We start from the raw sequence: 21,227 nt of genomic DNA on the forward strand, positions 1-21,227 counted from the left end.
TCATTCGTTCAACGGGAAGCCATCATGCACAGCAAACGCGTCACGATCGAAGACTGGGACGGCGACGGCGCCATTCGACTGCCAGACGAAGCCTTGCAGGAACTGGGGCTGGATGTGGGCGACACGCTGTACATCGTCGAGACCTATGTGGGCACGCAAAAAGGCTTTGTGCTGTCGACCACGCCGAAAATTGCCGACCGGATGGATGAGTTGGTGGAAGAGCTGAGCCATAAGCCCTAGCGAGCCAGCCTGGCTTGCAACCCCGCCTTCACCTGTGGCCATTCCGGATCAATGATGCTGAAGCGCACCGAGTTGCGCTTGCGGCCATCGGGCATGATGCGCTCGTGGCGCACGATCCCTTCCTGTACCGCGCCGAGGCGCAGGATCGCGGCCCGGGATTTTTCGTTGAGTTCATCGGTGGTGAACTGCACCCGCACGCACTCCATCACTTCAAACGCGTGGGTCAGCAGCAACAGCTTGGCCTCGGTGTTGACCCCGGACTTCTGCACCGACTGGCTGATAAACGTGTGGCCGATCTCCAGCTTGCGATTGACCCGGTCGACCTTCCAGAACCGGGTGCTGCCCACCACTTCACCGGTGTCGCGGCGCACGATGACAAACGGCATCACGGTGCCCGCCTCACGCCCGGCCAGGGCAATGTCCACGTACTTTTCGACGGTGTCGGGCCCCGGCACGTTGGTGACCTTGAGGTTCCACAACTGCCCGTCGGCAGCAGCCTGTACCAGGGCGGTGGCGTGTTCGCGTTGCAGGGGCCGGAGTTCGACCGTGGTGCCGGTCAGGGTGATTTCAGTCATGGGAGGGCTGCGCTGTATGGTGGTCGTCAGTGGCCAAGATTGCAGGCTCTCGCCACCTCAAGGCAAGCCGTTTCAGAACAAGCCCATCTGGCCGCCCACCAGGGTGCCGAAGTCATCGTTTACAAACGGCAGGATCGCGTCCGCCACCGGTTGCAGTTGCCGGGTGACGTAGTGGTCGTAGTCGATCGGTGCCTGGCGCACTTCCAGCGGTTCGGGGCCGTTGACGCTGATCACGTAGCTGATCCAGCCACCGTTCTGGTACTGGCGCGGGCGGCCCTGGCGGTCGTTGTATTCGTCGGCCAGCCGCGCGGCGCGCACGTGGGGCGGTACGTTGCGCTCGTAGTCGCCCAGTTGCCGGCGCAGGCGCTTGCGGTAGATCAGCAGGTCGTCGAGCTCGCCGCTCAAGGTGCGACGTACGTAGTCGCGCACATAATCCTGGTGGGGCTGGCGGTGGAAGATGCGCTGGTAGAGTTCCTGCTGGAATTGCCGGGCCAGGGGCGACCAGTCGCTGCGTACGGTTTCCAGGCCCTTGTAGACCATTTCTTCGCTGCCGTCGGCACGGGTGACCAGCCCGGCGTAGCGCTTTTTGCTGCCCTCTTCCGCACCACGAATGGTCGGCATCAGGAAGCGGCTGAAGTGGGTTTCGTATTGCAGTTCCAGGGCGCTTTGCAGGCCGAACTCATTCTGCAGCCGCTCGCGCCACCAGGTGTTGACGTGCTGCACCAGGTCCAGGCCGATGCGCGTCGCGTCTTCCTGGGAATGGGGGCTGCCGAGCCAGACAAAAGTCGAGTCGGTATCGCCGTAGATCACCTCATAACCCCGGGCTTCGACCAGCTCGCGGGTCTGGCGCATGATCTGGTGGCCGCGCAGGGTGATGGACGATGCCAGTCGCGTGTCGAAGAAGCGGCAACCACTGGATCCGAGTACGCCGTAGAAGGCGTTCATGATGATCTTCAGCGCCTGTGACAGCGGCGCGTTGTGTTCGCGCTTGGCCACTTCGCGGCCCTCGGAAACCCGCGCGACAATCGACGGCAGGCAATGCCGGGTGCGGGAAAACCGCGCACCGCGAAAGCCTTCCACCGACTCGCTGTCTTCGGGGTGACGCAGGCCTTCGATCAGGCCCACCGGGTCGATCAGAAAGCTGCGAATGATCGACGGGTAGAGGCTTTTGTAGTCAAGCACCAGCACCGACTCGTAGAGGCCCGGGCGCGAATCCATGACAAACCCGCCGGGGCTGGCCTGGGGTGGTTTGTCTCCCAGGTTCGGCGCGACGAAACCCTGGCGGTGCATCAGCGGCATGTACAGGTGCGTGAACGCTGCCACCGAACCGCCGTTGCGGTCTGCCGGCAAGCCGGTGACGCTGGCTCGTTCGAGGAGGAATTTCAGCAGCTCGGTCTTCTCGAAAATCCGCGTGACCAGCTCGCAGTCCTTGAGGTTGTAGCGTGCCAGCGCGGGCTTGTCCTCGGCGAACATGCGGTTGATTTCGTCCATGCGCTGGTACGGCGTGGAGATCGATTTACCTTCACCGAGCAAGGTCTGGGCGACGTTTTCCAGGCTGAAGGATTCGAAACTCCAGGTGGCCGAGCGCAAGGCTTCGATGCCATCGATGATCAACCGCCCGGCCGCTGCCGCGAAGTAGTGATTGCGGCTGCCGTGCTCGCGCCAGCCCATGGCATCGCCGCCACGGCCCAGCAGCAGCGGCACGTTCAGGCGTTGCGCGTGTTCGTGCAGCACGCGCAGGTCGAACTGCACCAGGTTCCAGCCGATGATCGCGTCGGGGTCATGGGTGGCGAGCCACACATTCAGGCGTTCGAGGAGTTCGGCGCGGGTGTCGCAGTAGTCGAGCTTGAAGTCCACCGCATCGGTGTTGTTGGGCGGGCCGAGCATGTACACCTGGCGCTCGCCGCAACCTTCCAGGGCGATGGAATACAGGTCGCCCTGGGCGGTGGTCTCGATGTCCAGCGACACCAGCTTGAGGGGCGGGCGGTAATCCGGCGCGGGTTTCATCTGCGCCTCCACCAGCATGCCGCCCTCGCCCGCTTTGCCGCCGAACAACACCGGCGCGGTGATGAAGCGCTCCATCATGTAGCGATCGGGCGGGCGCACATCGCCTTCGTAGACGTCGATGCCGGCTCGACGCAGGCGCTTTTCCAGGTCCATCAATTGGCGATGCTGTTGGGTGTAGAGGCCCAGCACCGGGCGATGGTGGAAGTCGCAGAGCGCCAGGTCACGCAACTCGATACCGCGCTCGCCCTTGAGCTGCAGCTCGGCCGGCTTGCGATGGGCTTGCGGGATGAACATCACGGAGGTCTGCACCGGCAAGCGCACGAACCTGGGGCCTTGATCGGTAGCCAGCCAAAAGCTGACCTCCGTGCCCGCCGGGGTGTCGCGCCAATGCCGGGTCAGGACAAACCCCTGCTGTAAATCCACCTTGCCACACCTCAAGAATCACTTTCAGGGCGTGATTCTACTCGGCCTGTGCCACGGCGCGGCGATTTAACCGAAATGGCCTACGTATACGGAGAGAGTAATCTCACAAACTTGTTGCAGAACATTAATGACAATTACTATCATTCGCACCGGAGTCGTATCCGCGCAGCGAGGACGCGCAACGTTGTTGCCCTTTTCCTCACATTGACGGTTCGCCGTCAGGATCGACCATGCCCACTTCCACCCGTTTGGCTGTGCCGTTTCGCCCTACCCTGCTCGCCCTTTGCTGCTCCCTGAGCCTCGCCGCTCACGCCGCCACTCCAGAAACCCCGCAGGATGCGAACAACAGTCAGGACGGCAAGGCTCTGGAATTGGGTGCTACCACCATCAGCGCCGACGCGGCCACGCCCAACGCCCTGCCCCCGGTGTACGCCGGCGGCCAGGTCGCCCGTGGCGGGCAACTGGGGGTGCTGGGCAACCAGGACATCATGGACGTGCCCTTCAGCATGTCTTCCTACACCGAAAAATTGATCCGTGACCAGCAGGCCGAGAACGTCGGCGATGTGCTGCTCAACGATTCGTCCGTGCGCCAGGCGTCGGGGTACGCGAACCAGGCCCAGGCCTTTGTGATCCGTGGCCTGCCGCTGAACGGCGATGACATTTCGTTCAACGGTCTGTACGGCATCCTGCCGCGCCAGATCATGTCCACCGACGCCCTGGAGCGGGTTGAAGTGTTCAAGGGCCCCAACGCCTTTATCAACGGCGTGACGCCCGGCGGCTCCGGGATTGGCGGCGGTGTGAACCTGCAACCCAAGCGCGCCGATGATGTGCCGTTGCGGCGTTTCAGCACCGACATCAGCAGCGATGGCCGGGTCGGCGAGCACCTGGATATCGGGCAACGTTTTGGCGAGGACAATCGTTTTGGCGCACGGGTGAATATTTCCCAGCGCGAAGGCGACACCGGGATCGATGACGAGAGCCAGCGTTCGAAGCTGTTTGCGGTTGGCCTGGACTATCGCGGTGATGCGCTGCGTTTGTCGGGAGACTTTGTCTACTCGAAACAGCAGATCAATGGCGGGCGCAACACCGTGTTGCTCGGCCAGAACCTGACCCATATCCCCAACGCGCCTTCGGCCGACACCAACTACGCGCCGAGCTGGGGCACCAGCAGCCTGGAAGACACTTTCGGCATGTTGCGCGCCGAGTACGACCTGAATGACAACTGGACCGCCTACATCGCGGGCGGCGCCAAGCACACCAACGAGATTGGCCGTTACTCCTCGGTCACGTTGAATGACACCCTGGGCAATGCCACCGTCAGCGGCTCGCGCATCGCCCACCAGGAAGACAACACCAGCCTGATGGCGGGCTTGAATGGCAAGTTCCAGACCGGCGCTGTCAGCCACAAACTGAACTTCGGGTTGACCGGGATCTGGGCCCAGACGCGCAACGCCTATGACTTCGACCTCAACGGCCACGCCAGCAATATCTATAACCCGGTGGACGTTGCCGAACCGGTCAAGGGCAGTTTCGTCGGCGGCGACCTGAACGATCCGGGCATCACCGCCAAGACCTTCGCCCGCAGTGCAGCGGTCTCGGACACCCTGGGCTTTATGGATGATCGCTTGCTGGTGACCGCCGGGTTGCGCCGCCAGGAACTGGTGGTCCAAGGGTATGCCTACGGGTCGGGCCCACGTAACGCCAATTACGACAAGTCGATCACCACACCGGTGTACGGCCTGGTGTTCAAGCCGTGGGACCACGTGTCGTTCTATGCCAACCATATCGAAGGCTTGGCCCAGGGCCCGACCGCACCTCAGAACGCCGGCACCGCACCCATTACCAACGCCGGCCAGGCCTATGCCCCGGCGCGCTCGAAACAGACCGAAGCCGGGGTCAAGCTCGACATGGGTACCTATGGCGCAACCCTGGGTGTGTATCGCATCGAGCAACCAACCGACGGTTACTCACAACTCAGCGCCGACGGCTTGAGCGCCACCTATGTTCGCCAGGGCGAGCAAGTCAACAAAGGCGTTGAGCTCAACGTGTTCGGTGAACCGATCGCCGGCCTGCGCCTGCTGGGCGGCGCAACCATCATCCACACCGAAGTCCACGGCACCCAGAACGGCGCCAACGACGGCAACCGCGCCATCGGCGTACCGACCTTCCAACTGAATGCCGGCGTGGACTGGGATGTACCAGGCCTGCAAGGCGTGACAGTCAACGGACGGATGCTGCGCACCGGCGGCCAATATGCCGACGCGGCCAACAACCTCAGCCTGCCCGCCTGGAACCGCTTCGACGTGGGCGCCCGCTACACCTTCAAGGTGGACCAGCGAGACGTCACCCTCGGCGCCACTGTGGAGAACGTCGCCAATACCAAGTACTGGGAATCGGCACTCGGCGGCTACCTGACCCAAGGTGACCCGCGCGTGGCCAAGCTGTCGGCCAGTATCGACTTCTAACCCTAGTCAATGTAGGAGCTGGCTTGCCTGCGATGCAGGCACCTCGGTGTGTCAGATGCACCTCGGTGATGCTATCGCAGGCAAGCCAGCTCCTACAGAAAGCAGATCTGCCTGCACCCGGGTTGTTTGCCGGACATTGGACAGCCGAACGCCAACTGCGTAGTTTCCCAACCACTGCGCACAAGGACCCCGGCATGTCCCCCGACCTCACTTCCATCGAGCTGTTCCTCAAGGCGGTCAAGCTGGGCAACCTGTCCCGGGCGGCCGAGCAATCCCATCTCTCCCTCTCTGCCGCCAGCCGACGCCTGTCGCTGCTGGAGCAGCACTTCAAGGTCGCCCTGCTGACCCGCACCTCCACCGGCGTTTCACCGACGGCAGCCGGGGAAGTATTGGCCCAGCATGCACAATCGATCCTGCGGGCCGTGGACGGCATGCACGCCGATCTCGCCGATTACGCCAAGGGCGCCACCGGCCGGGTTTGCCTGTACGCCAACAGTTCGGCGATGAGCCAGGAACTGCCGCGCCAACTGACCCAGTGGAACACCTTGCACCCGGGCATCCGCCTGGATATTCGCGAGGAGCGCAGCCGGGAGATCCTCCAGGCCGTGCGCGAGGGCGTGGCGGATGTCGGTATCGTCACCACCCGCCCCAGCGAAGAGCTGCGGTTCGAGCCCTACTGCCAGGACCGCCTGTGCCTGCTCGTGCCCAATGACCACCCACTGAAAATGCGCCATGCGCGCTTCGAGGATTTGCTCGGCTACGACTTCGTCGGCCTGGAAGACAACGCCGCCATCACCCCGTTGATTACCGAGGCCGCCGCGGCGATCGGCATGCCGTTGCGGCTGCGGGTGCAGGTGCGCAGTTTCGAAGCAGTGTGCCGCTTGATCGCCGCCGGCCAGGGTGTGGGCGTGTTGCCACAGGGCGCGGTGCAGATCTTCCGCAAGGAGATGGCCTTGCGCTTTATCGAAATCGACGACAGCTGGGCCGACCGGCAGATGTACCTGTGCATGCGCAAGGAACAGCCGTCGCTGACGAGCCTGGCACTGTTCGACTACTTGAGTGCCAACCCTGCGTAAACCTTTGGCCTTCGAATTTTGCGAAGGCCGATTCCACAATTAGCAATTCCCCTGTTGTCACAGCTGTGCCAAGAATGCCCCCGCCAGACCTTCCTATAAAAACAAGACAGGAGACACGGCGTGTCCCAATCCCACACCCGCCCCACCCACCGCATCGCCGTGATTCCCGGCGACGGCATCGGCCGCGAAGTGGTGCCCGAAGGCCTGCGGGTACTGGACGCTGTCAGCCGGCGCTTCGGTATTCACTTTCACTTCGACCACTTTGCCTGGTGCAGCGAACACTACCTGGCCCACGGCACGATGATGCCCGACGACTGGGCCGAACAGATCGGCAGCCATGACGCGATCTTCTTCGGCGCGGTGGGTGCGCCCGACATCATTGCCGACCACACTGCGGTGTGGGAGTCGCTGCTGAAGATCCGCCGCCAGTTCGATCAATACGTGAATATCCGCCCGGTGCGCCTGATGCCCGGCGTGCCCTGCCCGCTGGCCGGCCGCGTGCCGGGGGACATCGACTTTATCGTGGTGCGGGAAAATACCGAGGGCGAATACTCCAGCGTTGGCGGCCGCATGTGGGAAGGCACGGCGCGGGAAATCGCAGTGCAGGAGTCGATCTTCTCCCGCGAAGGCGTGGACCGCGTGGTGGACTACGCCTTCAAACTGGCGCAACAGCGGCCGCGGAAAAACCTGGTGGCGGCGACCAAATCCAATGGTATCTCGATCACCATGCCGTTCTGGGACGAGCGGGTTAACGAAATTGCCCGGCGCTACCCGGACGTGAAGACCGCCAAGTTCCACATCGACATTCTGTGCGCGCACTTCGTGCAGCATCCCGACTGGTTCGATGTGGTGGTGGCCTCCAACCTGTTCGGCGACATCCTTTCCGACCTCGGCCCGGCGTGCACCGGCACCATCGGCATCGCGCCGTCGGCCAACCTCAATCCGGAGCGGCGCTACCCGTCGCTGTTCGAGCCGGTGCACGGTTCCGCGCCGGATATTGCCGGGCTCGGTGTCGCCAATCCCATCGGGCAGATCTGGTCGGCCGCGCTGATGATCGAGCACCTGAGCGACGGTGATCCGCTTTACCAGGAAGCGGCGGCAGCCATCGTGTCCGCCATCGAAACGGTGCTTGCCGAAGGCCCGCGCACCCGGGAAATGGGCGGCAGCGCCAGCACTGTCGAAGTGGGTCGCGCCATCGCCGAATGCGTCGCAGGGAACAGGAGCTGAACATGACCAACGCACATTACATCGCCAACCAATGGCTGGCGTCGACCTCGCTGGAAGACATTCCGGTGATCGACCCCAGCACCGGCGATACCTATTCGAGCATCGCCCGTGGCACGGCCGCCGATATCGAGGCGGCGATCAGCGCGGCGCGCCTGGCACTCGGCGAAACCTTCGACGGCCCGTGGGGCCGGTTGTCGGCCGTGGAGCGCAGCCGTTTGCTGGCCAAGCTCGGCGTGGCGGTGCTGGAACATCATGAAGAGCTGGCGCAGATCGAGGCGCGGGACACCGGCAAGGCGCTGAAAGTCGCCCGCGCCGATGCCACCGCCCTTGCCCGCTATTTCGAATACTACGCGGGTGCCGCCGACAAACTGCACGGCGAAACCCTGCCGTACCAGGCCGGCTACACGGTGTTGACGGTGCGCGAACCCCACGGGGTGACCGGGCATATCATCCCGTGGAATTACCCGATGCAGATTTTCGGGCGCAGCGTCGGCGCCTCGTTGGCGGCGGGCAATGCGTGCGTGGTCAAGCCGGCGGAAGATGCCAGCCTGTCGTTGCTGCGCCTGGCGGAAATCGCTGCCGAGGTTGGTTTTCCAGCCGGCGCGATCAACGTAGTCACCGGTTACGGCTACGAAGCCGGCGCGGCGTTGTGTGCACACCCGGGCATCGATCACATTTCGTTCACCGGCTCCACCGCCACCGGTACTGCCGTGTCGAAAGCCGCTGCCGAACGCCACTGCCCGGTCACCCTGGAGTTGGGCGGCAAGTCGCCGCAACTGGTGTTCGCCGATGCCGACCTGGATGAAGCGTTGCCGGTGCTGGTCAACGCCATCATTCAGAACTGCGGGCAAACCTGCTCCGCCGGCAGCCGTTTGCTGGTGGAACGCAGCATTTACGAAACCCTGCTCGCACGCCTCAGCCAACGTTTCAGCGAACTGCGCGCCGGGCCTTCGGCGCTGGACCTGGACATGGGCCCGCTGATCAATCAGAAGCAGCTGCGCCTGGTGCGCGAGTTTATTCGTCAAGCCGAACAGGAAGGGATCACCGTCGCCGCGCGCGGAACGGTGGTGGCCGAGGCCGGCAGCGGCGGGTATTTCCAGGAGGCGGTGCTGTTTCGCGATGTGCCGCCTGACAGTCGCCTGGCGCAACAGGAAGTGTTCGGCCCGGTGCTGGCCGTGATGCCCTTCGATGATGAAGCCGAAGCGATTCGCCTGGCCAACGGCACCGAGTTCGGCCTGGTGGCCGGCGTGTGGACCCGCGATGGCGCGCGGCAAATGCGCCTGGCGCGCACCCTGCGTTGTGGCCAGGTGTTCATCAATAACTATGGCGCCGGTGGCGGCGTTGAATTGCCATTCGGCGGCGTGAAGGCCAGCGGGTATGGACGGGAAAAAGGCTTCGAGGCGCTGCTGGGCTTTACCACCTTGAAGACCATTGCGATCAAACACGGTTGATTCCTCACAACAACAAGAACGGAGAACACACCATGCGTTTAGCCAATAAAGTCGCGATCGTCACCGGCGCCGGTTCGGGGTTTGGCGAGGGCATCGCCAAGACTTTCGCGCGCCAGGGCGCCAAGGTCATCGTCGCCGACATGAACGCCGTCGGCGGTCAGCGGGTGGTCAATGAAATCGCCGAAAGCGGCGGCCATGCGCATTTCATCGAGGTCAACGTGGCCAACGATGAAAGCATGGGCGCCCTGCTGCGTGGCACTTTGGAGCAGTTCGGCGGCCTCGATATCGTCATCAACAACGCCGGTACCACCCACCGCAACCGGCCGATGCTGGAAGTCGACGAAGCCGAATTCGACCGGGTGTTTGCGGTCAACGTCAAAAGCATCTTCTTGAGCGCCAAGCATTTTGTGCCGCATTTTCGCGGCCAGGGCGGCGGCGTGTTCGTCAATATTGCCTCGACGGCGGCGATCCGCCCGCGTCCGGGACTGGTCTGGTATAACGGCAGCAAGGGCGCAGTGGTGGTCATGAGCAAGACCATGGCGGCGGAGCTGGGGCCAGACAATATCCGCGTCAACTGCGTGAACCCGGTAGTGGGTGCCACGGCGTTGCTCAGCGAATTCATGGGCGTGCCGGACACCCCGGAAAACCGCCAGAAATTCATGGCGACCATTCCCCTGGGGCGCTTTTCCACCCCGCAAGATGTGGCCAACGCCTGCCTGTACCTGGCGTCGGACGAAGCGGCGTTCATCACCGGCACTTGCCTTGAAGTCGATGGCGGGCGCTGCGTGTAACTCACTCTCACAGGGACCGGAATTGCTATGTGTGATCTTCATAATAAGAACGAGCCGAACACCCGCGAATTGCTTGAAGGCCTGCCAAAGAACTGGGGTAAATGGGGCCCGGACGACGAAGTCGGCGCCCTCAATTACCTGACTGAAGCCGAAGTACTGCGGGGCGTGGCCTCGGTGCGTCAGGGCAAGACCTTTACCCTGCAAGTGCAGATCGGCCACCCCGACGGCGACCCGATGTGGCCGGCGCGCAACCCGTCGATGCGCTTCAATACCCTCGACCACAGCCATTACCACTTCGGCAAACAGCCGCACATGACCGGTGGTGCGGCGTATTCCGACGACGTGATCTTCATGCAGCTGCAAGGCTCGACCCAGTACGACGCCCTCGGCCACGCCTGGTACGACAATCAACTGTGGAACGGCTACGACGCCCAGACCACCGTTGGCGGCATGGCCAAGGCCAGCGTGCTGGCGATTGCCGAACGCGGCGTGGTGGGCCGTGCGGTGCTGATCGACATGGCCCGCCATCGCGGCAAGAAGTGCCTGGGCCGGGGCGAAACCTTCAACCACCTGGACCTGCTCGACGCCGCCAAAGCCCAGGGCGTGACCATTGAAAAACGTGACATCCTGATCATCCGCACCGGGTCCATGGGGGCGTTTTATGAGCTGGGCAAGACCGAGTTCTTCAAGGACCTGATGGAGCCGGGGCTGACCTACAGCCGGGAGCTTGTGGAGTGGTTCCACGAGATGGAAATCCCCAATCTGGTGACCGACACCATCGCCAACGAAGTGATCACCGACCCGGTGTCCGGGGTGCAGATTCCGCTGCATTGCGCGCTGATGCGCAACCTGGGGATCGCCTTCACCGAAATCGTGTTGCTGGAGGAACTGGCCGCCGATTGTGCGGACGACGGCCAGTGGAAATTCCTCTACACCGCCGCCCCGCTGAAGATTGTCGGGGGCAGTGGCGCACCGGTGAATCCGGTGGTGATCAAGTAGCCGTTCCGTCTCAGTGGCGAATTTGCGAATCGCGAACGCGCCACTAGACTCAAGGCTCCTCTCACATGGAAGTCCACTCAATGAATGTATTGCGCCCTCTTCGCCAGGCAATTGCCCTGGCAACCCTGCTGTCTGCTGGTGCCCTGACGGCACATGCTGCCGATATCCCGTTGTCCAAGTCGCTGGAAGCCGATGAGGTGACCACCAAGGTGCTGGAGGTGGATGCCGCCAACCATCAGGTGGTGCTCGAAGGTGCCGAAGGCCGCAAGGTGCATGTGCAGCTCAGCGACCAGGCCAAGGACCTGGGCAATCTCAAGGCAGGTGATCAGGTCAAGGTGCTGGTGACCCATTCGGTCGCCGCCGTGCTGGACACCGACATCGACAAGAGCGCACCGGACGCCACCGAGAAGACTGGCGTCTTGCGCGCCACCGCGGATAACCCGAACCCGGGCGGTGCGGCCTTCCGCCAGGTACAGGTGCAGTTGAAGATCACCCACATTGACCTGGCGAAAAACCAGGTAACCCTGGAAAACCCGGCGGGCCAGAGCAAAGTGCTGACCGTGGAGAAACCGCAAATTCGCGCCGGCCTCAAAGACCTCAAGGTCGGCCAAAGCGTGTTGGTGACCTACACCGATACCCTGGAAATCAGCACCGCCCACGAAGGCTGATGAATGCGGCGCCCCATCAGCTCACGGCTGATGGGATTTCGCCAGATAGTCTTCGATGTTGTTCATCTGATCATCCCAGCCTCGGGAGTTCTTCTTGTAGGCCTTCTGGCGGCGAACGTCCGGGATCCCGTCAAAACCTGACTCCACCACGCGCAACAAGATGCCTTCGGCGTGATCCTCGAGGGTGAACTCCACCAGCGTGGGGGTTTCGGCGTCGTAATCCACATCCTTGTCTACGGCGTAGGGATGCCAGCTGAAAGAGAACCGCGTCTGTGGTTCAAGCCGCTCGATCCTTGCCTTCCACACCACGTGCTCGTAACCGGGATAGGTGATGGGGGCCTCAATGGCCCGCCCCTGGGCGAACTGTTTGCCCTTGAGGGCGATGCCAAACCAGCTGCCGAATTGCTCGGCGTCGGTCAGTGCTTCCCAGACTCGTTGGCGTGGAGCGTTGAGCAGGACTTTACGTTTGATTTCATTTGATTCGTGCATGAGACACCTCCTGTATTGACAGTAGGCGACATCGACCAATGCGCAACCCTGGGGTTGCGCATTCCCGGTTTCAGCGAGTCAGAATTGCCACTTGGCGTTGACCATCGCGTTGCGCGGTTCGCCGAAGGAGCCGGAGTTGAACGTGCCCAGGCCGTCGTAGTACTTCTGGTCGAACAGGTTGTTGACGTTCAGGCCCACCGACAGGTGTTCATCAACCTGGTAGCTGGCGAGCAGGCCGACCACACCGTACGGGTCCTGCCTGGCCTTGTAGTACGGGCCTTCGTAGTTGATTTGGGAGGACGCATAGATCTCGCTTTGCCAGGTGACGTTGGCGCCGATGGTCAGGCGGTCGAGGTTGCCGGGCAGGCGGTATGAGGTGCCGAGTTTGAACAGGTTGATCGGCTGGTTGGCCTGCACGCGTGCGCCGTCCTTGTCGTGGGATTCGCGGTAGGTGTAGCCGCCGAATACGTTCCAGCCTTCGGCCACTTCACCGGAGATTTCGGTTTCGACGCCACGAGTGCTGGTGCCGGCGATGGCCTTGTAGACGGCTGCGCCTGAAGAGTCGGTGCCGGATTGCTCGGGAGTGTTCTTCTGCTCGATGTCGAACAGGGCAATGCTGGCGTTCAGCGCGCCATTGAAGAATTCGCCCTTGAGACCGATTTCGTAGTTGTCGCCCTGCTGCGGCGCCAGGGAGCCCTTTGAAGACGTCTTGTAGAAAGTCTGCGGCAGGAAGATGTTGGTGTAGCTGGCGTAGACCGAGTAGGTATCGTTGAGGTCATAGATGACGCCGGCGTAGGGCGTGACCACGCCGGTCTTCCTGGTTTTATCGATGGTTTTCGTGCCTGCTGCGTAGTCCCGGTCGGCGTTCTCCTGGTTCCACCAACTGACCCGCGTCCCCAGGATGATCGTCAGCGGATCAATCGGTTTCAAGCGCAGGGCGGCGTAGACGCCGGTCTGTTGCAAAGTGGTGACGGTGCCACCGACTTCGGTGTACGAACGGCGACTGTACTGCCGGCCATCCCAGGTGAAGATGTTGTCCACCTGACCGTAGTCGTTATCGGCCGAACCGCTGCTGTAGTCGGGGAAGTTCAGGTGCGTGCGCGAACTGCTGGCGCCCATCACCAGTTCATGCTCACGCCCGCCCAGCTGGAACGGGCCGGTGGCATACACATCGACGGTGTCCTGGGTCTGATAGCTGTCCAGGCGATAGATGAAGGCACCCGCGCCCTGCCCTGTCACGGGGTCCGGGTAGCCGCCACTGGCCGACGCGCCCTGTCCTTTGCGGTAGGAATACTGATGGCTGTAGGCAGTCTTGAGGCTCCAGTCGTCATCCAGCTTGTGATCGAGCATCGTCGTGAAGGTGTAGCTGGTGTTGTCCATGTAGCTGGAGCGCGAGGCCGGGTTGAAGGAGCGGGAGAAGTGGGTCTGGGTGCCATTGTTGTAGAACAGCGGGATATGGCCGTAGGTGCTGCCATTGGCGTCGTTGTTCTGGTAGTCGAGGCTGGTGCGCAGCGTGGTGTTTTCGTTCAGGTCGATGTCCAGGGCGCCATACATCACGCGCTTGTCCTGCTTATACCAGTCGATGAACGAATTCTGTTTTTGATAAGCCGCGACGAAACGTCCGCGCACGTTGCCGGTTTCGGTCAACGGGCCGGACACATCGACTTCGGAACGGTAACGGTTCCACGCCCCGGCTTCGCCGGAAACGTAGGCCTGGAAGTCCTTGGTCGGGCGCTTGCGCACCAGGTTGATGGTGGCCGATGGAGTGCCGGCGCCGCTCATCAGCCCGGTGGCGCCGCGCACCACTTCGACGCGGTCGTAGATCGCCATGTCGGAGATCGCGCCGGTGTATTGCTGGGACTCGTTGGCCACCTGCGACGGAATACCGTCGTACTGGAAATTCTGGATTTCAAAGCCCCGGGAATAGAACGAGTAACGCTCGCTGTCGCGGTGGTTGCTGCTGATGCCGGGGGTGAAGGCCAGCACTTCGTTGAGGGTCGACAGGTGTTGGTCGTCCATCAACTGGCGGGTGACGACGCTGACCGATTGCGGCGTTTCCCGCAGCGACAACGGTAGCTTGGTCGCGGTACTGGTGGCGCCGGTGGTGTAGGAGCCGGTGTTTTCGGTGGTCAGGCTCAGCCCTTCGGCATTGATGCTGGTGGCGCCCAGGGTCAAGGCGCCGCTGGATTGCGGGATCAGGCCGTAGCTGCCATCACCATTGGCCGCCACGCTCAGGGCGCTGCCCGCCAACAAACGCGCGAAACCCTGCTCGACACTGTAGGTGCCGGTGAGGCCCTGGCTCTGCTTGCCCGCGGTCAGGCCCGAGTCAAAAGACAAGACGACGCCGGCGTCACTGGCAAAGCGGCTCAGTACCGACCCCAACGGGCCGGGCGCGATGCTGAAGGTCTTTTGCGGGCTGGCCGCCACAGCGCTGGAGCCTGGGGACAGCAACGGGCCCAGAAGGCTGTATTGCACCATCAACGACACGCCGAACAACGCCACCTGCAGGGGCTTTTTGCGAAATGATCGAAGCGGTGAATTGGCGACTGAAGTTTGCCCTGCGCGCATTACTGACTCCTGGTGACCGAAAGAAATGAAGAGGTATTGCAGGAGGAGTCGAGCGAGGCGCGGCAAATCGACAACGGCGGCGGATAAATATTTTGCGTTTTTATCCGCGGGCGACAATTTGGGTCCAGTAATCGGTGCGGGAGATGCGCCGTACCGGTAGCGCACGGGTCAGTGCGGTGAGGGTCAGGTCCAGATCATCCAGGGAATAGGCGCCGGAGACCCGCAGGTGGCCGACCTCGGCAGCACACCCCAGGTAACCTGGCCGATAGCGCTGCAACTCTTCGAGCAGGCGATCCAGCCGCCAGTTGTCCACCACCAGGCGCCCCGCCGCCCATTCGCCCTCGCCGGGCTCAATGGCGCGCAGCGTCAGCAGGCGGCTGGTATCGAAGGTCACGGCGTTGCCGGTGGTGATCACCGTCTCTGCCAGCTCATCACCCGGGCGCACGGCCACGGCGTGTTGCAGGACGCTCATGGCGGTGTAGCCGTCGAACTGGCGCACGGTGAAACGTGTGCCCAGCGCGCGCATCTCGCCGTGGGCGCTGCGTACCATGAAAGGGCGTGCATCCTTGGCGGTCTCGATCAGGATCTCACCGGCGCGCAGGATCAGCAGCCGCTGGTCCGGGCCGTAGCGCACATCTACGGCGCTGGCCGTATTGAGCGACAGCCGGGTGCCATCCTCGAGGGTGACAGTGTGACGTTCGCCGGTGGTGGTGCGCTGATCGGCCATCCATATCGGTGCCTGGCGATAGCCGGTCCAGCCCATGGCGCTCACCCCGGCACCGATCACCAGGCCCTTGAGCAAGCCGCGTCGCCCCAGGTGCCGGGAATGATCGGCGGCCTTGTCCAGCACATTGACGGCCAGGGATCCCGGCAGGCACTGGAGTTGGCCCTGGAGCATCTCCACACGCTGCCAGGCCCACTGGTTCAACGGGGATTCTTCGCGCCACGTGTTCCAGTCCTGCTGAAGCTGGCGATCACCGGGCACCTCCGCCAGGCGTGCAACCCATTGGGCTGCGGCACTCAGCGCCTGGCGTTGCGGGTCAAGGGTCATTGGTCCAGCGCTTCAAGCAGGCAATGCTCGGTGGCCTTGGCGATGTATTTGGTCACCGAGCTGACCGAGACCTGTAGCTGCTCAGCGATTTCCTTGTAAGGCATGCCCTGCAACTGCGAGAGCAGGAACGCGCGTTTCACCTTGCGCCCGAGACCGTCGAGCATCGCATCGAGGCGCTGCAGGGTTTCGATGATCAGCAGGCGCTCTTCGGGTGACAGGGCGTAGGCCAAGGGCTGTTCGGCCAAAGCCTGGAGATAAGCCTGCTCAAGGGCCTTGCGACGGTAGCTGTCAATCATCACGCGCCTGGCGATGGTCACCAGGAAGTGCCGCGGCTCCTTCAGGTCGGCGGCCAGAGGTTTGGCCCGGTCGGCCAATAGCAGGCGAATGAAGGTGTCCTGTGCCAGGTCAGCCGCCTGATGCGAACACCCCAGCCGCGCACGCAACCAACCCACCAGCCAGCGGTGATGGGCACCGTAAAGCGTGCCAACAGGCTGGTGAGCGTGGCGGATCGATTCGGGCATGATGGCGATTAGCGCTAATGAGAACGAATCGCAATTTAGACGAATGTAGGAGTAAGGGCAATCACCTGTGTGTATTTGTGGCTTTAGACGTGGGGATCACCCGGCGCCTTGGCAGGGGTCGCGTATTGCGGCTTCAAGTGGCCTTCCTGATCGAGCAGCCAGGCGTCCATGATCTGGCGCACCACCGGCCCCGCCACTCGGCCACCGGCCTCGCCGTTTTCGATCATCACCGAAATCACGATCCGCGGGTGCTCCGCCGGGGCAAAGCCGACGAACAAGGCGTTGTCGCGGTTGCGCTCCAGGGTCTTGAGACGGTTGTAACGCTCGCCCTGCTTGATCGCCACTACCTGCGCAGTACCAGACTTGCCAGCAATCCGGTACTGCGCACCGGCTGCAGCCGCCCGGGCGATACCGCGTGGATCGTGCATTACCAATTGCATGCCGTGGTTGACCTGCTCCCAGTCGCGTGGGTCTTTGAGCACCACGTTGGGCATCGGGTTTTCATCCACCGGCGGCACGCCATTGATGGTCTTGGCCAGGTGCGGTCGGTTCCACACGCCCTTGTTGGCGATCAGCGCAGTGGCCTGGGCCAGCTGCAACGGGGTGACCTGCATGTAACCCTGGCCGATGCCGAGGATCACGGTTTCACCCGGGAACCACGGCTGGCGCCGGGTAGCGCGCTTCCAGGCTTGGGACGGCATCAGGCCGGCTGACTCTTCGAACATGTCGAGGGAGACTTTCTGGCCAAGGCCGAACTCGGCCAGGTAGTCGTGCAGGCGGTCGATACCCAGCTTGTGGGCCAGGTCGTAGAAGTAGGTGTCGTTGGAGCGCATGATCGCTGCGTCCATGTCCACCCAACCATCGCCGCTGTGGTTCCAGTTGCGGTATTTGTGGTCGAAATCCGGGAGTTGGTAATAGCCCGGGTCGAACACCCGGGTCTGGGCGGTAACCACGCCGCTGTCGAGGCCAGCGATGGCGACTTCCGGCTTGATCGTCGAACCCGGCGCGTAGAGCCCGCGCAGCACGCGGTTGAACAGCGGACGGTCGAGGGAGTCGTGCAGCGCGGCGTATTCCTTGAAGCTGATGCCGGTGACAAACAGGTTCGGGTCGAAGCTTGGCTTGCTGACCATCGCCAGCACTTCGCCGGTTGCCGGGTCGAGAGCAACCACCGAACCACGGCGGTCGCCGAGGGCTTCTTCGGCGGCTTCCTGGAGTTTGACGTCCAGGCTCAGCACGATGTTTTTGCCGGGGATCGGGTCGGTGTGCTTGAGCACCCGCAGGACGCGGCCCTGGGCGTTGGTTTCAACTTCTTCATAGCCGACGTGGCCATGCAACTCGGACTCGTAGAAACGCTCGATCCCGGTTTTACCAATGGACTGCGTGCCCCGGTACTCCACTGAGTCGAGGGCTTTGGATTCTTTTTCGTTGATCCGGCCTACGTAGCCAATGGAGTGGGCAAAGTGCGCACCCAGCGGATAATGGCGGACGAATTGCGGCTCGACATCCACGCCCGGCAGGCGGAATTCGTTGACGGCCAGCACGGCGATCTGCTCTTCGGTCAGCTCGTAGAACAGGGTGACGGGCACGAAGGGATGACGGGCTTGCTTGAGCGCCTTATCAAATACGCCGCGATCCTCGGCGGGCAGATGCAGGAGGCTGACGATAGCGTCCAGCTCTCCTTTGAGATCGGTGGTGCGCTCGCGGGTGATGGTCAGGTTGTAGCTGGGACGGTTGTCGGCAAGTACTACGCCGTTGCGGTCATAGATCAGGCCGCGGGTCGGTGTGATCGGCAGGACGTGGACGCGATTGTTTTCGGAAATGGTGGAGTGGTAGTCGTACTGCACCACCTGCAGGAAGTACATCCGACCTACCAGGGCGCAGGTAATGCCGATTACCAGCAGCGCGCAGGCCAGCAGCCGCTTGTTGACCAGGCGGTTTTCTTTTTCGTGATCCTTGATCGGTATTGGTTCAGGCATTTCTACAGCATCTCGTTGAATAAGGTCGACGCCGCTTCCTGCGGAGGAAAAATCAGTCCTTGTGAAAATGTGCTGCACCATACCAAAAATGCAGAAACACTTTGCATCGATTTCCCTGAACGGTGTGCTAATGGAGCCTGTTCATGCACTTTGGTTTGAGCCGTTGACCTTATTCATGCGTTTTTATGCTGAGGATCAGCTCAGGATCGATTTGGGCTCCAGGAAGGCTTCGAGGCCGAATGTGCCGTACTCGCGGCCGATACCCGATTGCTTGAAGCCACCAAACGGCGCAAGAGGTTCATGGGCCAGGGTATTGATCAGCACTCGGCCAGCGTCTATACGGCTGGCCAGCCCGCGGGCGCGTTCGGGATTTGAAGACAAGATGTATGCCTGGAGGCCGTAGGGTGTGTCGTTGGCGATGGTCAGGGCCTCTTCCTCGGTTGCGTAGGTAATGATCGAGAGCACCGGGCCGAAAATCTCCTCGCGGGCGATGGCCATTTGGTTGGTCACCCGGCTGAATACGGTTGGTTTTACGAACCACCCGGCTTTGATGCCCTCAGGCAAACCGCGACCTCCTGCCAATAGGTGGGCGCCCTCCTCGATCCCGATCTGAATGTAGCGCTGTACGCGCTCCCACTGTTTTTGGCTGACCAAGGGGCCGACCGCAGTGGCTGGGTCACGAGGGTCGCCGGCTTGCACGTTGCCCACCTCGTCGATCATCAGCGCTTCGATTTCTTCCAAACGACTTTCGGGTACCAGGATTCGAGTGCCGGCGATGCAGGCCTGGCCGCTGTTCATGAAACCGGCCTGAAGGGCCATGGGCACGGCCGTCTTGAGGTCCGCATCATCGAGAATCAGCACCGGTGATTTTCCGCCCAGCTCTAGGGTCACGCGCTTCAGGGTCTCGGCGCCGGTCCGCAGGATTGTTTTGCCGACAGCGGTTGAACCGGTGAAGGACACTTTTGCGATGTCGGGATGGGCGCTCAACACGGCGCCTACGGTTTCGCCACGGCCAGTGACGATGTTGAATACACCGGGAGGCAAGCCTGCGTCATGCAGGGCGCGGGTGACTAGCGAGGTCTGGATTGCGCTCATTTCACTGGGTTTGATCACGGCGGTACAGCCGGCGGCCAACGCCGCAGCGAGCTTGCCGCAGATAAAACCGGCGTTGCTGTTCCAGGGTGTGATCAAGCCGGCCACACCCAGCGGCTGCATGACCACCTCGGCGATGCCAATGCGTCGGGAGAAGTTGTAGCTCTCCAGTACTGAAGCGGCATCTTGCAGGACGCTGGCTGCATGCTTGGCCATCCACCGCGCACGGGATATTGGGGCGCCGTACTCCTCGATAATCGCGTCGGTAAGTGCGTCCTCAATGGATTCAACTGCGGCGTGAAGGCGTTTGAGATAGTCGATGCGCACATCTTTAGAGCTGTGGGAGAACGCGGTAAAAGCTCCCTTAGCGGCAGCGATGGCATCCAGGGCGTCTTGTTCATTTGCCAATCGAACCTGGCCGATACGCTGACCTGTTGCAGGGTTGAACAGCACAAAAAGCTCTTCGCCATAGGGCGTCACAAAGGCGCCGTTGATGTAAATCTGGTTGATGTATTGCATAGGTCCTCCGGGACGCTGAGCTAGTGCGTCCTACGGTAAGTCACTATGATTAAGCTGATAAGCCGTACAAATCGGCATGAGTTGATGAGCGATTCAGGACAATGAATACATCCGGGCTGAATGAGTTGGAAGCGGTGCTGGCAGTGGCTCGGCATCGCAGTTTTCGTGCAGCGGCGACCGAGTTGAATGTGTCGACATCGGCGTTGAGCCACTCTATCGCGGGGCTTGAAGCGCGGATGGGGGTGAGGCTGTTCAATCGCACCACGCGCAGCGTGTCGTTATCTGAAGTGGGCGCGGAGTTTGTCGAAACCATTACCCCTGCACTGTTGAGCATTCGCACGGCCTTGGAACAGGCAGGAAATCGCAGCGCGGAACCCAGCGGTACCTTGCGCCTGAATACCTCGGCGGGGGCGGCAAAGCAGGTGATGCCGTTGCTGCTGGCGTACCTGCGACGTTATCCACGGATGAAATTGGATATCGTCACTGAGGGGCGGCTGGTGGATATCGTCGCGCAGGGGTTTGATGCGGGGATTCGGCTCGGGGATACGGTTCCTCAAGACATGATCGCAGTCGATATCAGTCCGGCCCAGCGTTTTTCGGTATTGGGCAGCCCGGACTATTTTGCTCTCAACCCAGTTCCCGTCAGTCCCATGGATCTGCGGGCCCATCAGTGTATTCGCAGCCGGATGCCCAGCGGTGCGATCTATCACTGGGAGTTTGAGCGACATGGCGAAGCGCTTGCTGTCGAGGTGCAAGGGGTTTTGACCCTGGATAATCCGACTCTGATGCTTGAGGCTGCCAGGGCGGGACTAGGCTTGACCTATCTTACGGAATGGAATTCCGCTGCCGATTTAGCGAACGGGACGTTAGTGCGCGTACTAGAGGAATGGACGCCGTCTTTTGACTGCTTGCGCCTCTATTACCCAGGTAGGCGCCATGTGCCGGCCGGGTTAAGGGCACTGATTGAGTTGATCAGGGAGCGAGGCTTTTAACCAGGCTGGATCTTTTTTACGGCCAACAGCTCTCTCCCCGTTTTCAGACCGCCCAAAACAAAACCCCTGACTGCGTAAGCAATCAGGGGTTCTGGAA

The 21,227-nt window shown here is 62.0% G+C and carries 17 protein-coding genes; 9 read left to right on the top strand and 8 right to left on the bottom strand.

The features are described 5' to 3' along the window. Positions 1–24: 24 nt before the first annotated feature. Positions 25–240, top strand: coding sequence for an AbrB/MazE/SpoVT family DNA-binding domain-containing protein (locus HX805_RS31150; protein WP_003208231.1), 216 nt, complete (start codon positions 25–27; stop codon positions 238–240). Here HX805_RS31150 and HX805_RS31155 read toward each other — a convergent pair. Together HX805_RS31155 and HX805_RS31160 are read right to left on the bottom strand one after the other, a co-directional pair. Next, entirely contained in the window at positions 237–815 is a 579-nt protein-coding gene (locus tag HX805_RS31155) for a GNAT family N-acetyltransferase (RefSeq protein ID WP_008434573.1), read from the bottom strand. The genes HX805_RS31150 and HX805_RS31155 overlap by 4 nt on opposite strands. A 72-nt stretch (positions 816–887) precedes the next feature. Beyond that, complete coding sequence (locus HX805_RS31160; protein WP_102369591.1) at positions 888–3,245, bottom strand: DNA polymerase II; 2,358 nt, start codon at positions 3,243–3,245, stop codon at positions 888–890. A 230-nt stretch (positions 3,246–3,475) separates the two neighbouring features. Here HX805_RS31160 and HX805_RS31165 point away from each other — a divergent pair, with 230 nt between their 5' ends. The 7 genes from HX805_RS31165 (at position 3,476) to HX805_RS31195 (ending at position 11,922) form a co-directional block, all read left to right on the top strand. Continuing rightward, complete coding sequence (locus HX805_RS31165; protein WP_102369592.1) at positions 3,476–5,710, top strand: TonB-dependent siderophore receptor; 2,235 nt, start codon at positions 3,476–3,478, stop codon at positions 5,708–5,710. Positions 5,711–5,904: 194 nt separating this feature from the next. Continuing rightward, positions 5,905–6,786 (top strand): LysR family transcriptional regulator, encoded by an 882-nt coding sequence (locus HX805_RS31170; RefSeq protein WP_003208237.1) that lies wholly within the window; start codon positions 5,905–5,907, stop codon positions 6,784–6,786. A 120-nt stretch (positions 6,787–6,906) separates the two neighbouring features. Further along, the gene (locus tag HX805_RS31175; protein ID WP_008434576.1) at positions 6,907–8,013 is read left to right on the top strand and encodes a tartrate dehydrogenase; all 1,107 of its coding nucleotides are present in this window, start codon (positions 6,907–6,909) and stop codon (positions 8,011–8,013) included. 2 nt (positions 8,014–8,015) lie between these two features. Next, positions 8,016–9,464: an aldehyde dehydrogenase family protein gene (locus HX805_RS31180; protein WP_177054828.1), complete on the top strand. Its 1,449-nt coding sequence runs from the start codon at positions 8,016–8,018 to the stop codon at positions 9,462–9,464. Positions 9,465–9,496: 32 nt separating this feature from the next. Then, on the top strand, positions 9,497–10,255 hold the full coding sequence (locus HX805_RS31185; RefSeq protein ID WP_008434578.1) for an SDR family oxidoreductase: 759 nt from the start codon (positions 9,497–9,499) through the stop codon (positions 10,253–10,255). A gap of 27 nt (positions 10,256–10,282) precedes the next feature. Then, entirely contained in the window at positions 10,283–11,254 is a 972-nt protein-coding gene (locus tag HX805_RS31190; protein WP_087695324.1) for a cyclase family protein, read from the top strand. Positions 11,255–11,334: 80 nt separating this feature from the next. Continuing rightward, positions 11,335–11,922, top strand: a complete 588-nt coding sequence (locus tag HX805_RS31195) for a hypothetical protein (protein ID WP_177020546.1) — start codon at positions 11,335–11,337, stop codon at positions 11,920–11,922. A gap of 21 nt (positions 11,923–11,943) precedes the next feature. Here HX805_RS31195 and HX805_RS31200 read toward each other — a convergent pair whose 3' ends face one another. The 6 genes from HX805_RS31200 to HX805_RS31225 all read right to left on the bottom strand — a co-directional run bounded on the left by HX805_RS31200 (position 11,944) and on the right by HX805_RS31225 (position 20,138). Beyond that, on the bottom strand, positions 11,944–12,411 hold the full coding sequence (locus tag HX805_RS31200) for an SRPBCC family protein (RefSeq protein ID WP_003208248.1): 468 nt from the start codon (positions 12,409–12,411) through the stop codon (positions 11,944–11,946). A gap of 78 nt (positions 12,412–12,489) precedes the next feature. Continuing rightward, positions 12,490–14,979 (bottom strand): TonB-dependent receptor, encoded by a 2,490-nt coding sequence (locus HX805_RS31205; protein ID WP_177081170.1) that lies wholly within the window; start codon positions 14,977–14,979, stop codon positions 12,490–12,492. Positions 14,980–15,079: 100 nt separating this feature from the next. Continuing rightward, a complete protein-coding gene (locus HX805_RS31210; RefSeq protein ID WP_008434584.1) occupies positions 15,080–16,030 on the bottom strand; it encodes a FecR domain-containing protein in 951 nt (316 codons plus the stop codon). After that, entirely contained in the window at positions 16,027–16,551 is a 525-nt protein-coding gene (locus HX805_RS31215) for a sigma-70 family RNA polymerase sigma factor (protein ID WP_177117612.1), read from the bottom strand. The genes HX805_RS31210 and HX805_RS31215 overlap by 4 nt, the downstream gene beginning before the upstream one ends. Positions 16,552–16,634: 83 nt before the next feature. After that, positions 16,635–18,527, bottom strand: a complete 1,893-nt coding sequence (mrdA, locus tag HX805_RS31220; protein ID WP_003208249.1) for a penicillin-binding protein 2 — start codon at positions 18,525–18,527, stop codon at positions 16,635–16,637. Positions 18,528–18,722: 195 nt separating this feature from the next. After that, positions 18,723–20,138, bottom strand: coding sequence for an aldehyde dehydrogenase family protein (locus tag HX805_RS31225; RefSeq protein ID WP_177117613.1), 1,416 nt, complete (start codon positions 20,136–20,138; stop codon positions 18,723–18,725). Between the two features lie 101 nt (positions 20,139–20,239). Between HX805_RS31225 and HX805_RS31230 the strand changes: the two genes are divergently transcribed. Further along, positions 20,240–21,130: a LysR family transcriptional regulator gene (locus tag HX805_RS31230; RefSeq protein WP_177081167.1), complete on the top strand. Its 891-nt coding sequence runs from the start codon at positions 20,240–20,242 to the stop codon at positions 21,128–21,130. Positions 21,131–21,227 lie beyond the last annotated feature (97 nt).

The organism is Pseudomonas sp. G5001 (assembly GCF_013385475.1).
GTDB lineage: Bacteria > Pseudomonadota > Gammaproteobacteria > Pseudomonadales > Pseudomonadaceae > Aquipseudomonas.

Excerpts from the sequence above, each read along its gene's own strand:
- HX805_RS31155 (WP_008434573.1), bottom strand. The coding sequence starts at position 815 with ATGACTGAAATCACCCTGACCGGCACCACGGTCGAACTCCGGCCCCTG.
- HX805_RS31170 (WP_003208237.1), top strand. The coding sequence starts at position 5,905 with ATGTCCCCCGACCTCACTTCCATCGAGCTGTTCCTCAAGGCGGTCAAG.
- HX805_RS31195 (WP_177020546.1), top strand. The coding sequence starts at position 11,335 with ATGAATGTATTGCGCCCTCTTCGCCAGGCAATTGCCCTGGCAACCCTG.
- HX805_RS31230 (WP_177081167.1), top strand. The coding sequence starts at position 20,240 with ATGAATACATCCGGGCTGAATGAGTTGGAAGCGGTGCTGGCAGTGGCT.
- HX805_RS31225 (WP_177117613.1), bottom strand. The coding sequence starts at position 20,138 with ATGCAATACATCAACCAGATTTACATCAACGGCGCCTTTGTGACGCCC.
- HX805_RS31200 (WP_003208248.1), bottom strand. The coding sequence starts at position 12,411 with ATGCACGAATCAAATGAAATCAAACGTAAAGTCCTGCTCAACGCTCCA.
- HX805_RS31190 (WP_087695324.1), top strand. The coding sequence starts at position 10,283 with ATGTGTGATCTTCATAATAAGAACGAGCCGAACACCCGCGAATTGCTT.
- HX805_RS31180 (WP_177054828.1), top strand. The coding sequence starts at position 8,016 with ATGACCAACGCACATTACATCGCCAACCAATGGCTGGCGTCGACCTCG.
- HX805_RS31165 (WP_102369592.1), top strand. The coding sequence starts at position 3,476 with ATGCCCACTTCCACCCGTTTGGCTGTGCCGTTTCGCCCTACCCTGCTC.
- HX805_RS31185 (WP_008434578.1), top strand. The coding sequence starts at position 9,497 with ATGCGTTTAGCCAATAAAGTCGCGATCGTCACCGGCGCCGGTTCGGGG.
- HX805_RS31215 (WP_177117612.1), bottom strand. The coding sequence starts at position 16,551 with ATGCCCGAATCGATCCGCCACGCTCACCAGCCTGTTGGCACGCTTTAC.
- HX805_RS31210 (WP_008434584.1), bottom strand. The coding sequence starts at position 16,030 with ATGACCCTTGACCCGCAACGCCAGGCGCTGAGTGCCGCAGCCCAATGG.
- mrdA (WP_003208249.1), bottom strand. The coding sequence starts at position 18,527 with ATGCCTGAACCAATACCGATCAAGGATCACGAAAAAGAAAACCGCCTG.
- HX805_RS31205 (WP_177081170.1), bottom strand. The coding sequence starts at position 14,979 with ATGCGCGCAGGGCAAACTTCAGTCGCCAATTCACCGCTTCGATCATTT.
- HX805_RS31150 (WP_003208231.1), top strand. The coding sequence starts at position 25 with ATGCACAGCAAACGCGTCACGATCGAAGACTGGGACGGCGACGGCGCC.